At 72.0% G+C, this 14,324-nt stretch carries 13 protein-coding genes; 5 read left to right on the top strand and 8 right to left on the bottom strand.

All coding sequences use genetic code 11. The annotated features are described in order from the left end of the window. The first annotated feature begins 301 nt into the window (after window positions 1-301). Window positions 302-2,821, top strand: coding sequence for a SpoIIE family protein phosphatase (locus tag SCAB_RS20650; RefSeq protein ID WP_013002020.1), 2,520 nt, complete (start codon window positions 302-304; stop codon window positions 2,819-2,821). 30 nt (window positions 2,822-2,851) lie between these two features. On the opposite strand, the gene SCAB_RS48595 is transcribed toward SCAB_RS20650, so the two are convergent. After that, the gene (locus SCAB_RS48595; RefSeq protein ID WP_231885098.1) at window positions 2,852-3,232 is read right to left on the bottom strand and encodes a DUF2637 domain-containing protein; all 381 of its coding nucleotides are present in this window, start codon (window positions 3,230-3,232) and stop codon (window positions 2,852-2,854) included. Window positions 3,233-3,803: 571 nt separating this feature from the next. On the opposite strand from SCAB_RS48595, the gene SCAB_RS20640 reads away from it, so the two are divergent. The 4 genes from SCAB_RS20640 (at window position 3,804) to SCAB_RS20625 (ending at window position 8,457) form a co-directional block, all read left to right on the top strand. Further along, window positions 3,804-5,036 carry a serine hydrolase domain-containing protein gene (locus SCAB_RS20640; protein ID WP_013002018.1) on the top strand — a complete coding sequence of 411 codons (1,233 nt, stop codon included), beginning with the start codon at window positions 3,804-3,806 and terminating at the stop codon, window positions 5,034-5,036. Window positions 5,037-5,090: 54 nt separating this feature from the next. Next, window positions 5,091-6,161 (top strand): YihY/virulence factor BrkB family protein, encoded by a 1,071-nt coding sequence (locus SCAB_RS20635; protein WP_013002017.1) that lies wholly within the window; start codon window positions 5,091-5,093, stop codon window positions 6,159-6,161. Between the two features lie 96 nt (window positions 6,162-6,257). Then, entirely contained in the window at window positions 6,258-7,322 is a 1,065-nt protein-coding gene (locus tag SCAB_RS20630; protein WP_037723190.1) for a right-handed parallel beta-helix repeat-containing protein, read from the top strand. Between the two features lie 43 nt (window positions 7,323-7,365). After that, window positions 7,366-8,457: a methyltransferase gene (locus tag SCAB_RS20625; protein WP_013002015.1), complete on the top strand. Its 1,092-nt coding sequence runs from the start codon at window positions 7,366-7,368 to the stop codon at window positions 8,455-8,457. A 54-nt stretch (window positions 8,458-8,511) separates the two neighbouring features. On the opposite strand, the gene SCAB_RS20620 is transcribed toward SCAB_RS20625, so the two are convergent. From SCAB_RS20620 to SCAB_RS20590, 7 genes are all read right to left on the bottom strand, one after another. Beyond that, window positions 8,512-8,844, bottom strand: a complete 333-nt coding sequence (locus tag SCAB_RS20620) for a TcmI family type II polyketide cyclase (protein ID WP_013002014.1) — start codon at window positions 8,842-8,844, stop codon at window positions 8,512-8,514. 70 nt (window positions 8,845-8,914) lie between these two features. Then, window positions 8,915-9,394, bottom strand: coding sequence for an SRPBCC family protein (locus tag SCAB_RS20615; protein ID WP_013002013.1), 480 nt, complete (start codon window positions 9,392-9,394; stop codon window positions 8,915-8,917). Between the two features lies 1 nt (window position 9,395). Continuing rightward, window positions 9,396-9,653, bottom strand: coding sequence for an acyl carrier protein (locus SCAB_RS20610; RefSeq protein ID WP_013002012.1), 258 nt, complete (start codon window positions 9,651-9,653; stop codon window positions 9,396-9,398). Window positions 9,654-9,698: 45 nt separating this feature from the next. Then, window positions 9,699-10,949, bottom strand: a complete 1,251-nt coding sequence (locus tag SCAB_RS20605) for a beta-ketoacyl synthase N-terminal-like domain-containing protein (protein WP_013002011.1) — start codon at window positions 10,947-10,949, stop codon at window positions 9,699-9,701. Continuing rightward, window positions 10,946-12,214 (bottom strand): beta-ketoacyl-[acyl-carrier-protein] synthase family protein, encoded by a 1,269-nt coding sequence (locus tag SCAB_RS20600; protein ID WP_041669430.1) that lies wholly within the window; start codon window positions 12,212-12,214, stop codon window positions 10,946-10,948. The genes SCAB_RS20605 and SCAB_RS20600 overlap by 4 nt, the downstream gene beginning before the upstream one ends. Then, window positions 12,211-12,663 carry a cupin domain-containing protein gene (locus tag SCAB_RS20595; protein ID WP_013002009.1) on the bottom strand — a complete coding sequence of 151 codons (453 nt, stop codon included), beginning with the start codon at window positions 12,661-12,663 and terminating at the stop codon, window positions 12,211-12,213. The genes SCAB_RS20600 and SCAB_RS20595 overlap by 4 nt, the downstream gene beginning before the upstream one ends. 87 nt (window positions 12,664-12,750) lie before the next feature. Beyond that, window positions 12,751-13,905 (bottom strand): SchA/CurD-like domain-containing protein, encoded by a 1,155-nt coding sequence (locus SCAB_RS20590; RefSeq protein WP_013002008.1) that lies wholly within the window; start codon window positions 13,903-13,905, stop codon window positions 12,751-12,753. Window positions 13,906-14,324 lie beyond the last annotated feature (419 nt).

Here is a 14,324-nt window from a genome sequence, read left to right as displayed (position 1 = left end):
ACGCACTTGTAGACATGTTCTACCTGTCGGGCGAAAGGGAGGGATGTGGTTTCGGCTCAAACGAGCTGCCCCATGTTTGCCCCAACGGGCCTGCCTGGCAAGGGAGTGACACGTGTAGGGCCACAGATTGTTCGGGTACTTACGACGTTCCGTGTGCGCTCTCGTCCCGGGCGGCCCCCGGCCCGCCGGTGCCCGGTTTGCGGTCTCGAATGAGAGTGAAAAGGTAGCAATCGGACATATCAAAGGTAGCGACGCGAGCCTCGGCGCGGGGTGGTCTCGGGCGAGAGTGAGATGAGCGGTCATGGAGCGGCATGCCGTCGGCGGACCGGGGGCGGACCCGGGCCCGGACACGGTCGGGGAGACGCCCACCGCGCGGGCCACCGTCGACGAACACGGCACGGTGACCGGCTGGAGCGCGGGCGCCGAACGGCTGCTCGGCTACACGCCGACGCAGATCCTGAACCGGCCGGCACTCGTCCTGCTCGCCGAGGCGCCCGCGCCGGGCGCCCTGCCGCGCTTCTCCGAGTTGTCGCGGTGGCACGGCACGCTCGTCCTGCGGCACCGGGACGGGCGGCGCGTGGAGGTCAGGGTCCTGGCGCACCACCGCACGTCGTACTGCGGGACCCGCGACTGGTCCCTCGTCTGCGCCCTCACCGGCACCCGGCCCCGCCCCGGCGACGACGCTCTCGCGCTCCGCGGCTTCCTCGACTCCCCGTGCTGCTCGACCTCGGTGCACGACACGGAACTGCGCTTCCGCCGGTCCAACCGGGCCTCGGGCGCCGCCCTGGGGCTGGACGACGACGCCCTGCGCGGGCTGCGGATGACGGAGGCGGTGGACGACCCCGCCGCCGGCGAGGTCGAGCGGCTGATGCGGCGGGCGCTGGAGACCGGCGAGCCGCAGTACGTGGAGAACCACGCACGCGCCCCCGACGAGACCCGTGAGCACGCGTGGTCGGTCCACTGCTACCGGCTGGAGGACGACGACGGCCGGGTTCTCGGCGTGGCCGCCACCGGGCACGACACGACGGAGCAGTACTGGGCCCGCACCCGCCTCCAGCTGATCGCGGAGGCCGGCCGGCGCATCGGCAGCACCCTGGACGTGACGCGGACGGCGCAGGAGCTGGCGGACGTCGCGGTCCCGGACCTCGCCGACTTCGTCAGCGTCGATCTGCTGGCCTCCCTCGACGAGCGGCACGAACCGCCCGAGCGGGTGCCGGGGGCGGGCCGTGCCCTCGGCCTGCGGCGCGTCGCCCACCAGTCCGTGCTGCCCGGCAGCCCGGAGGCGGTCGTCGCGCCGGGCGAGGTGGACGAGTATCCGGACGGCTCGCCGCCGGTGGAGAGTCTGCGCTCCGGGCAGGCCGTGCTGTACCGGGTGACCGAGCCCGCCATCGCCGACTGGGTGGCGCGCGACCCGCTGCGGACCGCCCGCATCCGCGACTTCGGGTTCCACTCGGCGATGACCGTGCCGCTGTCGGCCCGCGGGACCACCCTGGGCGTCGTCGTCTTCGCCCGTCACCGGCACCCCGACTCCTTCCAGGACGACGACCTCGTCCTGGCCGAGGAACTGGCGGCGCGCGCGGGGGTCAGCATCGACAACGCGCTGCGCTACACCCGCGAGCGCGGCACGGCCGTCACGCTGCAGCGCAGCCTGCTGCCGCAGAGCCTGCCCGAGCAGGACGCGGTCGAGGTCGCCTCCCGCTACCTCCCGGCCGGTGCCCGCGCCGGGGTCGGCGGTGACTGGTTCGACGTCATCCCGCTCTCCGGGGCCAGGGTGGCGCTGGTCGTCGGTGACGTCGTGGGCCACGGCATCCACGCCTCCGCGACCATGGGCCGGCTGCGGACCGCCGTCCGCACGCTCGCCGACATCGACCTGCCCCCCGACGAACTGCTCACCCATCTCGACGACCTCGTGGCCCGGCTGGCCACCGAGGCGGAGGCCGGTGCGGAGCGGGCTGCGGAGGGCGGGGCGGCGGTGGGCGACACGACCGCGGGTGTCGTCGGGGCGACCTGCCTGTACGCCGTGTACGACCCCGTCTCGCGCCGGTGCACGCTCGCCCGGGCGGGGCATCCGCTGCCGGTGGTGGTGGGCCCGGACGGCACCGCCGGACTGCTCGACCTGCCGGCGGGGCCCCCGCTGGGCCTGGGCGGACTGCCCTTCGAGTCACGGGAGACCGAGCTGCCGGAGGGCGGCCTGCTCGCCCTCTACACCGACGGCCTGATCGCGTCCCGGGGTGGCGGTGACGGTGGCGGCGTGGACGGCGGAGGCAGCGGTGGCGGGATCAACGGCGCCGGCACCGACGTCGACGACGGCATCGCCCGGCTGCGGCAGGCGCTCGACGCCCCCGGCGCCTCGCTGGACGCGCTGTGCGACCGGGTCCTCGGCGCCGTACTGCCGCGGCGGCCCACCGACGACGTGGCCCTCCTCCTCGCCCGGCCCCGCGCACTCGACCCCGCACGGGTCGCCACCTGGGAGGTGTCCCCGGATCCGTCCGCCGTCGCGGAGGCACGCAAGAACGCCCTGGGCCGGCTGGAGAGCTGGGGACTGAACGACGCGGCCTTCGTCACGGAGCTGGTTGTCAGCGAACTGGTCACCAACGCCATCCGGCACGCCGAACCGCCCGTGCGGCTGCGCCTGATCCACGACCGGAGTCTCATCTGCGAGGTCTCCGACGCCAGCAGTACGGCACCCCACATGCGCCGCGCCCGCACCTACGACGAAGGGGGTCGGGGCCTGCTCCTGGTCGCCCAGCTGACCCGGCGCTGGGGCACCCGCCCCACCTCCACGGGCAAGACGATCTGGACGGAGCAGGCCCTCGACTGACCCTCGGACGACCCAGGCCGTCCGTGCGGCCTACGGCCTGTTCTGCTGCTTGGGGCCGTTCAGGGGGTCGGCGGCGTGCCGGGGGCCCTGCCCCGCGGAGAACTGGCCGACCAGTTCACGGAAGCAGACGAGGGCGGTGATCGGCGGGATCCCGACGATCACCATGGCCAGCACCGAACTCGTCGACTGGCCGATGCACAGGGCCACCGCCGTGGCGGAGCACAGCAGCATCACCGCCCAGGACTTCCGCGCGGTCCGCTGCTGGACGGAGGCCCGCAGGATGGACAGGCCCGCGAGCAGCCACGGCCCGTAGACGGTCAGGGGCCACCAGCGCGCCAGATGCTCGGCCACGACCAGCAGCGCGATGCCGCGAAGCTGACCGTACGAATAAGAGACGGACCAATAAAGCATTGTCAGTGCGCAGACGGCGATTGTCGTAATTAAGAAAAAGACAGGGACGATCCTAGGGTTTTTCGAAAGGAAGTGGGTCCCCGGGCGTGGCCGCCGCCGGCTGACCGGGCGGCGCGGGCGGTCGCGCAGGTCCGGCAGCGGGGGGACCGGGACATCCATGGTGTGCGCCATGTACGGCATGTGGATCAGGTCTTCGTTCGGGTCCCACACACCCGAAGCGGCTCTCGGGCCGGGGAGCCAGATGGGCTGCGTCTCGAACGGCTGGGGCCCGTCGAAGTGATGATCCACCGCGTCGTAATCGGTTCTCATTTTGTATCCAGTCCATTCGGGATCCGCTTTTCCGACCGGTACGAGAGGAGTCGATACCTGATTTTGGGCATTCGGGAGAATAGCGATCGCCGGGGGTTTTCGCGAGTTTCGAATCGTGATCGATGGCCGTTGAAATGCTGCGAACGCGCGTGGCTCCGAACGAGTGGACTCGACTCGACGCGTCCGGGAGGGGGCTCTCGGCCCGGGGCCCGGATGGTGACGTGGGCGCCTCTGTTCCCCGCTCCGGAAGAGGCGCCCCTCCATGCGACGTACCCCCTCCCGCCGTCTGCCGGCCGCCGCCGCGCTGGTGGTGTCCGTACTGATCCCTGTGGCGGTGGCACCCGCCGTGACCGTCCACGCCGCGGCCGGCCGCCATGCCACGGTCGACCGCCACGGCACCGTCGACCGTCACGAGAAGGACGAGTGCCGGCCGGGCGGTCTCGGCCGGGAGCTGACCGCCCGGCTGGACAAGGCCGTCGCGAAGGTCCGCCGCGAGGCCGCCATCCCCGGCGTCGCCGTCGGACTGTGGATGCCCGGGCGGGGGTGCTACGTCCGCGCGACCGGCGTCGCCGACACCGCCACCGGCCGGCCGATGACCACCGACCAGTACATGCGGATCGGCAGCGAGACCAAGACCTTCACCGTCACCGCCCTGCTCGAACTCGTCGACGACCGCCGGCTCCGGCTCGACACCCCCATCTCCCGCTATGTGCGTGGGGTGCCGAACGGGGACCGGATCACCCTGCGCCATCTCGCGGAGATGCGCAGCGGCCTGTTCCCGTACAGCGCCGACTCGGACTTCGTGCGCGCCCTGCTGAGCGACCCGGCCCGTTACTTCACCCCGCGCGAGCTGCTCGCGTACGGCTTCCGGCACCGGAACACCTTCGAGCCGGGTGCGCAGTTCCAGTACTCCAACACCAACCTCGTCCTGCTCGGTCTGGTGATCGAGAAGGTCGGTGGGCGGCCCCTCGCCGAGTTCATCCGCGAGCGGGTGCTCGGCCCGGCCCGGCTGCGGCACACGCTGTTCCCCGAGGGGCGCGAGTTCCCCGAGCCGCACGCGCACGGCTACACGAACCAGACGCTGAGCGGTGAGGTCGAGGACGCCACGGACTGGAACCCCAGCTGGGCCTGGGCGGCCGGGGCGATGATCTCCGACCTGCACGATCTGCGCCGCTGGGCCAGGATCGTCGCCACCGGGACCCTGCTGAGCCCGCAGACCCAGCGCGAGCGGCTGACGATGCTGCCGACCGGTTTCCCCGGCACGAGCTACGGCCTCGGCATCTTCGAGTCCGGCGGCTGGATCGGGCACAACGGCTCCATCCCGGGCTACCAGAGCGTCACCGTCCACCTCCCCTCGCGGAAGGCCACCCTGGTCGTGCTGCTCAACACCGACATCACCCACGAAGGACAGGAGCCGTCCTCGCTGCTCGCCCGCGCGATCACCGAGATCGTCACCCCGGACAACGTCTACGACCGTCCCGCACCTCCGCGCTGACCTATTTGTGGCATATGCACGCATAGGCCGGAACGGGTCGGATACCCGGCCGCCATGATGCGGACGCTGAAACGACATGACAAGCGGCCCGACGTCGACCAGGGCGCCGAACGGGACGCCGAACGGGACGTCGGGCCGGACGAGCGGGTGGAACAGCGGGCGCCGGACAGCCCCACGCAGCTGTCCGGGCGCTCCTGGCGGTCGGTGCTGAAGGGCACCCTGAAGGAGTTCAAGAAGGACGAGCTGACCGACCGGGCGGCGGCCCTGACCTACTACGGCATCCTGGCCCTGTTCCCGGCGCTGCTGGCCCTGGTGTCCCTGCTGGGGATCGTCGGGGAGTCGGCGACGCGGGAGGTGCTGGACAACATCCAGAAGCTGGCGCCGGGCGCGGCCCGGGACGTCCTGACCAACGCCGTCCAGCAGATGCAGAACAACGCCGGGCTCGGCTCGGTCATGGCGATCGTGGGCCTCGTGCTCGCGGTGTGGTCGGCCTCCGGCTATGTCGCGGCGTTCATCAGGAGCGCGAACGCGGTGTACGACATCCCCGAGGGGCGTCCGGTGTGGAAGGTGCTGCCCGTCCGGGTCGGCCTGACGATGGTGCTGATGGTCATGGCCGTGATCAGCGCGCTGATCGTGGTGTTCACCGGCGGCCTCGCGCGCGAGGTGGGCACGGCGCTCGGGGTCGGCGACACGGCGCTCACCGTGTGGTCGATCGCGAAGTGGCCGGTGCTGATCCTCCTGGTCACGATGATGATCGCGGTCCTCTACTGGGCCACCCCCAACGCGAAGGTCCGCGGCTTCCGCTGGATCACCCCGGGCAGTCTGCTCGCCCTGCTGATCTGGATGGCCGCGTCGGCCGGGTTCGCGTTCTACGTGGCGAACTTCGGCTCGTACAACAAGACGTACGGCGCCGTCGCGGGTGTGATCATCTTCCTGGTCTGGCTGTGGATCACGAACCTGGCGATCCTGCTGGGCCTGGAGTTCGACGCGGAGCTGGCCCGTCGGCGTGCCGTCGAGGGCGGCCATCCCCCGCACGAGGAGCCGTACGTCCAGCCGCGTGACACCCGCGCGTGGGACGAGGAGGACCGCCGCCGCCTCGGCACCGACTCGGGGACCGGGTCCTGAGGGGCCGACCGGGTTGCGGTCCGGGGGGCGGGCGGGACACGCCGTCGGATGGGTTATCGGGGGGGTTGGGGCGAACCTGGTCATATCTTGCGGAATATGACGAAATGGCATATTGCCTTTGTGGCGAGTATCGCGGCGGTCATCGGGGTGGGGCTCGGGGCCGCCCCGTCGGCCGTCGCCGACCATCACCGGACCCATGTGGTCTTCCCTGGGGAGTCGATCCAGCAGACGGTCGACGCCGCGGCGGCGGGCGACACCGTCCTCGTGGCCTCCGGCACGTATCGAGAGAGCGTCAGGATCACGACGGACGGGCTCACACTGCGCGGCATGGGCCGCGGCACCGTCGTCGTGCCGGCCACGACCAAGGCCGCCGAGAGCTGCGCCGACGGCAACGGCATCTGCGTGGCCGGGACCAAGGACCGCAAGGTCGAGGACGTGACCGTCGCCGGGCTCACCGTGGCCGGCTTCACCGGTTCCGGGGTGTTCGCCCAGGACACCGACCGGCTGACCGTACGGCACGTGACCGCCGAGAAGAACGGCGTGTGGGGCATCGCCCAGGAGCGTTCGGTGCGCGGGGTGTTCCGCAAGAACACCGCGCGGGACAACGGCGACGCGGGACTGTTCCTCGCGAACACCGTCAAGGCCGAGCAGGGCGCCACGGACAGCGGCGGCGCCGTCGTCGCCCACAACCGCCTGGAGGGCAACCGGATCGGACTCACCGTCCGGCGCCTGCGCAACCTCACCGTCGCGGACAACCACCTCACCGGCAACTGCGTGGGCGTCTTCGTCGTGGGTGACGAGAACATGCCGCGGGCCGGCGCGCTCACCGTGCGCGACAACCTCATCGAGCGGAACAACAAGTCCTGCCCGAAGACCGCGCGGCTGGACGCGCTGCAGGGCACCGGCATCGTGCTGACCGGCGCCGAGGACACCCTGGTGACCCGCAACCGGATCACGGAGAACGTCGGTGCCTCCCCGCTGTCGGGCGGCATCGTCGTCTGGAAGAGCTTCGTGGGCACCACCAGCGAGCGGAACCGGATCACCGACAACGTGCTGGAGGGCAACGCCCCGGCGGACATCGTCAACACGGACACCGCCGGCAAGGGCAACACCTTCACGGGCAACACCTGCCGGGCGTCCAAGCCTGCGGGCCTGTGCTGACCGGCCCCGGTCGTCCCACGAACGCGAAGAAGGAGGACGTCGTATGACGACCGCTCAGACCCGACAGACCACCACCGCGCCGGTCTCCTCGGACAAGGCCCCGCACCCGGCGCAGGACACCTCGGCGCCCCCGCCCCCCATGCGGTTCAGGGAGCTGGTGTTCGGCGCCGCCTGTGCCGCGGCCCTGCGTGCCGCCGCCCGGCTGGGGGTCGCCGACGCCCTCGGTGACACCCCGCTGTCCGCGGAGGACATCGCCGCCGCGGTGAAGGCCGAACCGAAGCCGCTGCGGCGGCTGTTGCGGGCCCTGTCCTGCTACGGCGTCTTCACCGAGCGGCCGGACGGGACGTTCGCGCACACCGACATGTCCCGGCTGCTGCGCGAGGACGACCCGCACAGCCTGCGCGCCATCGCCCTGTGGTGCACCGAGCCGTGGACCTGGGACGCCTGGCCGAAGCTCGACGAGGCGGTGCGCTCCGGCCACAACGTCGTCGAGGAGCTGTACGGCAAGGAGTTCTTCGTCTACCTCAACGAGGACGCCCCGGAGTCGGCGGACGTCTTCAACCGCGCCATGACGACCTCCAGCGTGCAGTCCGCGCGGGACGTCGCCGACTTCCTCGACCTGTCGGGGAGTTCGTCCGTCGCCGACATCGGCGGGGGACAGGGCCACGTCGTGGCGAGCCTGCTGGAGAAGCACCCGGAGCTGCACGGCACCCTGCTCGACCTGCCGCGCGTGGTGGAGAACGCCGACCCCCGGCTGCGGCCGGGCGGCGCGCTCGCGGACCGCACCCGCGTCGTCCCCGGCGACTGCCGTGAGGCCGTCCCGGTCCGGGCCGACGTGTACGTCATCAAGAACATCCTGGAGTGGGACGACGACAGCACGGTCCGGCTGCTGCGCAACGTCATCGCCACCGGCGGCCCGGGGACCCGGGTCGTGGTCATCGAGAACCTCGTCGACGACTCGCCCTCGATGCGCTTCAGCACCGCGATGGACCTGCTGCTGCTCCTCAACGTCGGCGGGGCCAAACACACCACCGAGAGCATGACCCGCCGACTGACGGACGCGGGACTGGTGATCGACGACGTGCGCCCGGTCAACGCCTATCTGCACGCGTTCGACTGCCACGTGCCCGGATGACCGTACGGGCCGTCGGGCACGCGTCTCGCACGTGCCCGACGGCCCGACGGCGGTTCAGGAGCGGCCGTCCCGCTCCCACCGGTAGAAACGGTTCGCCATCGCGTCCTTCGGCGAACGCCAGGTCGCCGGGTCGTACGCGGTGACGTACGACGACAGCCGTTCGCTGATGGCCCGGAACTCGGGGTGTCCGGCCATCTTCGTGATGACCGGCGTGGGGTCCCGCTCGGACTCGACGAGGTGGATGTAGACGTCGTCGAACTGGAAGAGGCTGCGCCGGGAGACCCCGATGAGGTGCGGCAGCTCGCCCCGGTCGGACTCCTCGAAGATCTTGGCGATGTCCGGGGCCGACCCCGGGGCCATCCGGGCGACGATCAGGGACTGGTGCATACGGTGTTCTCCGTCCGGCTCGGTCGGTCGGCGCGTGGGGCGCGTGGGGCGCTCATGGTGCGCGTGGCGCTCAGTCGGTCAGGCCCGGCGCGGCGCCCTGTTCGGCGGCGGCCTTCTCGATGCGGTCCCGGATCAGGGCCATCTGCACCTTGGAGTTCCGGTTGATGTTGTCCGTCATCCAGTCGTCGTCGACCGGCGCGTCGGGCTTCATCGCGAAGTCCTGCGTCCAGGTCATCCGGGTGCCGGTGGGGACCTTCTCGTACTCCCACAGGATGTTCATGTAGGCGAAGGGCCCGGTCTCGACGCGGCGGGCCTCCACGCTGAGGGTGTCCCGGTCCGCCTCGCGCTCCGAGACCCAGCTCCACACCTTGCCGTTCTCGTCCGGGTGCATGGTCAGCCGGAACGTCACCCGGTCCCCCTCCCGGGAGAGGATCTCGGCGGTGGCGTACTCGCTGAACAGCCGGGGCCAGTTCGCGACGTCGTTGGTCATGTCCCAGACCAGGTCGACCGGGGCGGCGATGGTGATCTCGTTCTGCGTGTGTCCGGCCATGTCAGGCACCCGCCATCAGCGCGGTGTTGACCTGGTCGAGGAACTGCCGGGGGCTCCGGCTCTTCTCCGCGTCCGGCGGCATCGGTGTGCCGTACCGGTTCTCCAGCTCGCCGACGATGCCGAGCAGACCGAGCGAGTCGATGCCGATGACGTCGAAGCCGGACTCCAGGCGCCGCTGGAGCTCCTCCGGGGTGACGGTGACCCCGGCGGCCTTCTTCATCAGCTCGGACAGCTCTTCCACGGTGATGCGGTCACTCATGCGGTTCTCCTTGGTGGTGCGTCGGTGGTGCGTGGTGAGGGGTGGTCAGGAGGCGTTGCCGGGGCCGAGCCGCAGCACCAGTGCCGCGTTCGAACCCATGAGGCCCCGGCTGAGGACCAGCGCCGTGCGCGGCTCGGCGGCGCGGGCGGTGCCGGTGACGAGGTCGAGGTCGTGGCAGACGTCGAAGACGTTCGGGGTGGGCGGGATCACCCGGTGCTCCATCGCGAGCACGGCCGCCGCGACGTCCAGCACGGCCGCCGCCCCGTTGCCCCGGCCGATGGCGGTCTTCGGCGCCGTGACGGGGACCCGGGTGCCGTGCGCGCCGAGGGCGTCCGCGATCGCCAGCGCCTCCGCACGGTCCGCCTCCGGTACGCCGAGGGCGTCGGCGAAGACCACGTCGATCTCCTCCGGGGCGCAGCCGGCCTCGTCCAGGGCGGCCCGGATCGCCTCGGCGAGCCCCGCGCGGGACTCCTCCCAGCGGGAGGCGCCGGTGAAGGTGGCGGCATGGCCCGCGACCAGGGCCCGCACGGGCGCGCCCCGCTCCCGGGCCGCGCCCTCGGCCTCCACGACGAGCATCGCGCCGCCCTCGGCGGGCACGAACCCGCAGGCCGCGGCGGTGAACGGCCGGTACGCGCGGTCCGGGTCGGCCACGGTGCTCAGCTCCGGATAGCCGAGCTGGCAGACCATGGAGTAGGGGGCGAGCGGCGCCTCGGTCGCGCCGGTCACCATCACGTCGGTGCCGCGCCGCACGGCCCGTGCCGCGTGCGCCACGGCGTCCAGACCGCCCGCCTCGTCGGAGGCGATGACCCCGCAGGGGCCCTTGAAGCCGCGGCGGATGGAGATCTGGCCGGTGCTCGCCGCGTAGAACCAGGCGATGGACTGGTACGGGCCGACGAAGCGGCTGCCCTTGGACCACAGCTGCTGCAGCTCCCGCTGCCCGAACTCGCCGCCGCCGGAGCCGGCCGCGGTGACCACGCCCACCGAGAACGGGGCCGCGTCGGTCTCGGGCCGGTCCAGGCGGGCGTCGTCGAGCGCCTGGTCGGCGGAGGCCATCGCGAAGTGCGTGAACCGGTCGGTCTGGACGAGGTAGCGCTCCTCGACCGCCGACGGCGGATCGAAGTTGCGGACCTCGCCCGCCACCTTGAGCGGCAGGTGCTCGCAGCCCTCGCGGGTGACCCGGTCCAGGACGCTGATGCCCTCCCGGGTCGACTTCCAGAACGTCTCGGTGCTCGTTCCGTTGGGCGCGACCACGCCGATTCCGGTGACGGCCGCGCGCCGAGGACGCCGTTCGCTCATCGTGTCTTCTCCCTCGGCAGGCTCATGACCACCGCGGACTGGAACCCGCCGAACCCGCTGCCCACGGAGAGCACGTTGGTCAGCTTCCGTTCGCGGGCGACGCGCGGGACGTAGTCCAGGTCGCACTCGGGGTCCGGGGTCTCGTAGTTCGCGGTGGGCGGGACGACCTGGTGGGCCAGGGCCAGCGCACAGGCGACGACCTCGATCGCGCCGATCGCGCCCAGCGAGTGGCCCACCATGGACTTGATGGAACTCATGGGCGTGTCGTAGGCGTGCGCGCCGAGCGTCCGTTTGACGGCGGCCGTCTCGTGCCGGTCGTTCTGCTTGGTGCCCGAGCCGTGCGCGTTGACGTAGTCGACGGCCGTGCGGTCCAGCCGGGCGTGGTCGAGGGCGTCCTCGATGGCCCGCGCCATCTCCAGCCCCTCACTGGTCAGACCGGTCATGTGGTAGGCGTTGCCGAAGGTGGCGTAGCCCCCGATCTCGCAGTAGATCCGCGCGCCCCTGGCCTTCGCGTGTTCCAGCTCCTCCAGGACGAGCACGGCGCCGCCCTCGCCCATGACGAAGCCGTTGCGGTCGGCGTCGAAGGGACGGGAGGCGTGGGCCGGGTCGTCGTTGTCGGGGGAGGTGGCCTTGATCGCGTCGAAGCAGGCCATGGTGATCGGGGAGATCGGCGAGTCCGAGGCGCCGGCTATGCAGATGTCGGCCCGGCCCTCCTCGATGGTGTGGAAGGCGTACCCGACGGCGTCGAGTCCCGAGGTGCAGCCGGTGGAGACGGTCTGCACCGGCCCGCGTGCCTCGAAGCGCTCCGCGACCGTCGAGGCCAGGGTGCTCGGCGCGAACGCCCGGTGCAGATGCGCTCCGGCCTCGCGGTGGTCCACGTCCCAGCGCTGCCCGCCATGGCTGACCAGCACGTAGTCGTGCTCCAGTCGGGTGGTGCCGCCGACCGCGGTGCCGAGGGAGACCCCGACCCGCCAGGGGTTCTCCGCGGCGAGGTCGAGTCCTGAGTCCCGTACGGCCTCCTCACCGGCCACCAGGGCGAACTGGATGTACCGGTCGCACCGGGCGATCTGCCCGGCGTCCAGTCCGTGGGCCGCCGGGTCGAAGTCGCACTCGGCGGCGATCCGCGAACGCAGCCCGGACGGGTCGAAGAAGGTGATGCCGCGTGTCGCCGTGCGACCGTCGGCCAGCAGGTCCCAGAACGCCGGGACCCCGATGCCGCCAGGAGCGACGATGCCTATGCCGGTGACCGCCACGCGCCTGGTCATGAGCGGACCTGAGGTCGCTCGGCCCGTCCGGCGTGGGCCGCCTCCACCGGGATCGGTACGCCGTTCGCGTCCTCGGTGTCGACGTGGCCGAGCGGCGGGCTCGGGGCCAGCGGGCCGAGGTGGAAGACCATGCGGGCCTCCACCTTGCCGACGTTGCGGAACCGGTGCCGCATGTGGGCGGGGATCAACAGCCCCTGCTCCGGCTGGAGTTGGTGGGGCTCGCCGTCGAGATCCACCTCCAGCTGTCCGCAGATGACGTAGATGAACTCCTCGGAGTACGGGTGGTAGTGCTCGGCGATGCGGTCGCCGGGCGCCACGATGGCCACACCCATGAAACCGCTGGTGGAGCCGACCGTGGAGGGGGTCAGCATGGCGCGCAGATCGCCGCCGCGCCGGGTGTTGGGCTCGACCTCGCTGACATCCACGATGCCGGGATGGCGATTGATCACGACGTTCCTCCGAACATGAGCTGCGTCGGGCGGGTGCGGGGGTCGGGGGCGTGCCCGGTGGACGGGCACGGCCCCCGGTGCCGGGGATCAGGCGTCGGGCGCCCGGCGGTCGGTGACGAGGTCCATGCGGGCGACCGTGAGCAGGCGGGCGGGGGCGCCCTCCCTCGGCGAGCCGTCCGCGCCGAGGGCGCCGCCGTCCAGGAGCGCCGTCAGCTCGGCCGCACGGGCGCGGTCGGTGAGGCCGAGCACGGGGCCGGGGTCGTTGTCGATGCCGCCGCGCACGTCGACCAGCCGCACCACGATGTCGTCGCGCTGGAAGATCGTGCTGCGCAGCACCGGCCCCTGCGGGTCGTCCGCCGCCGCCTCGTCCTGCCGGGCGAGCAGTTCGGCCAGCTGCAGACCGCAGCCCTCGCGGGCCGGGTAGTACAGCGCGTGCCGTACGGCGTCCGGGCTCTCCTGGCCGGCCGTCACATGGTGGACGGCGGGCAGCGCCGCGCGGGTGAAGAAGACCCGGGCGGAGTCGGGGTCGTCCAGGTCCCGGTCCTGCTCCAGATAGGGGTTGATGGCCTCCTCGACGGCCCGCACCTCGGGCTGCCGGGCCACGTGCCGCAGCGCGGCGAGCAGGTCGCCCCGCACCTCGACGGCGCGGACCACGCGGTTGCCGTGCATGAACAGGGAGGTGCGGCACAGGCGGGTGGTGTCGTCGACCTTCGGGTCCGGCGCGGCGTAGTCGGCGAGGATCCGGGCGACCTTCTCCTCGCTGCCCGGCTTGACCGTGAAGGTGAGCGCGTGCCGGATCAGGCCGTCGCCGATGCGGGGCGAGGTCTGCAGCCGGCGCTCGCCGGTCTCGGCCGCCACGGCCGGGCCGCCGGTCTCGCGGACGATGTGGAAGCGCAGGGAGCGGGTGTCGCGGACGCAGTTGTGCAGCGGCTTGACCATGTCCACGTGTTCTTCGCTGTTCACCCAGGTGAGGAACGGCGGGGCGGACTCCCACTCACTGGTGATCAGCCACTGGGAGGGGTTCTCGATGGACTGGCACAGCTGGTCGCTGACGTGCCCGGGGACCGACGCGACCTGGTTGCACAGCTGCTCGTACGCCTCCAGGAACTGCTGCTGGGCGCCGTCGTAGACGTCCACGAGGAGGACGACACGGAGCCGGGAGCCGTCGAAGACGGACTGGGAGACCCGCTGCGACACCTGTCGCTTCAGCGTCTCCGTAAGACGTTCGGACGTGGTGGTCATCCTGCGCACATCTCCTCGGTGGGGGGCGGGGACGGACGAACGTCGGCCGGTTCGGCGAGACGTCGGCGTGCCTCGATCCTGGGCCCGCCCCTTCCGGCGCGCGACTCGTATGCACTGCGCGGGTGACCGGTGCGCCGCCCGGGTGACGGCCTCGCCGGGGCGGTGCGGAGCCGTACCACCGGCCAACCGCGGTCGGGCGGTCTGCGCCGCCGAGCGCCGGCCGGGGGCGGGGCGGGCTGCCGGCGTACGCGGCCGAGCCGCCGGTGGGGGTGGGGCCGGTGGGCCGGACCTCCGGGTGCGTCCTCGCTGCCGGGCGAGCCCCCGCGGAGTCGGCCGCAGAGTCGACGCCTCGTCGGGTGTGCGGGTGGCGCGTGCGGTGTGATGGATCGTCAGGTCCCTTGCCCAGGTGCGCGCATGAC

Source organism: Streptomyces scabiei 87.22, assembly GCF_000091305.1.
Taxonomy (GTDB): Bacteria; Actinomycetota; Actinomycetes; order Streptomycetales; family Streptomycetaceae; genus Streptomyces; species Streptomyces scabiei.
This window is presented reverse-complemented; position numbering and strand designations above follow the sequence as displayed.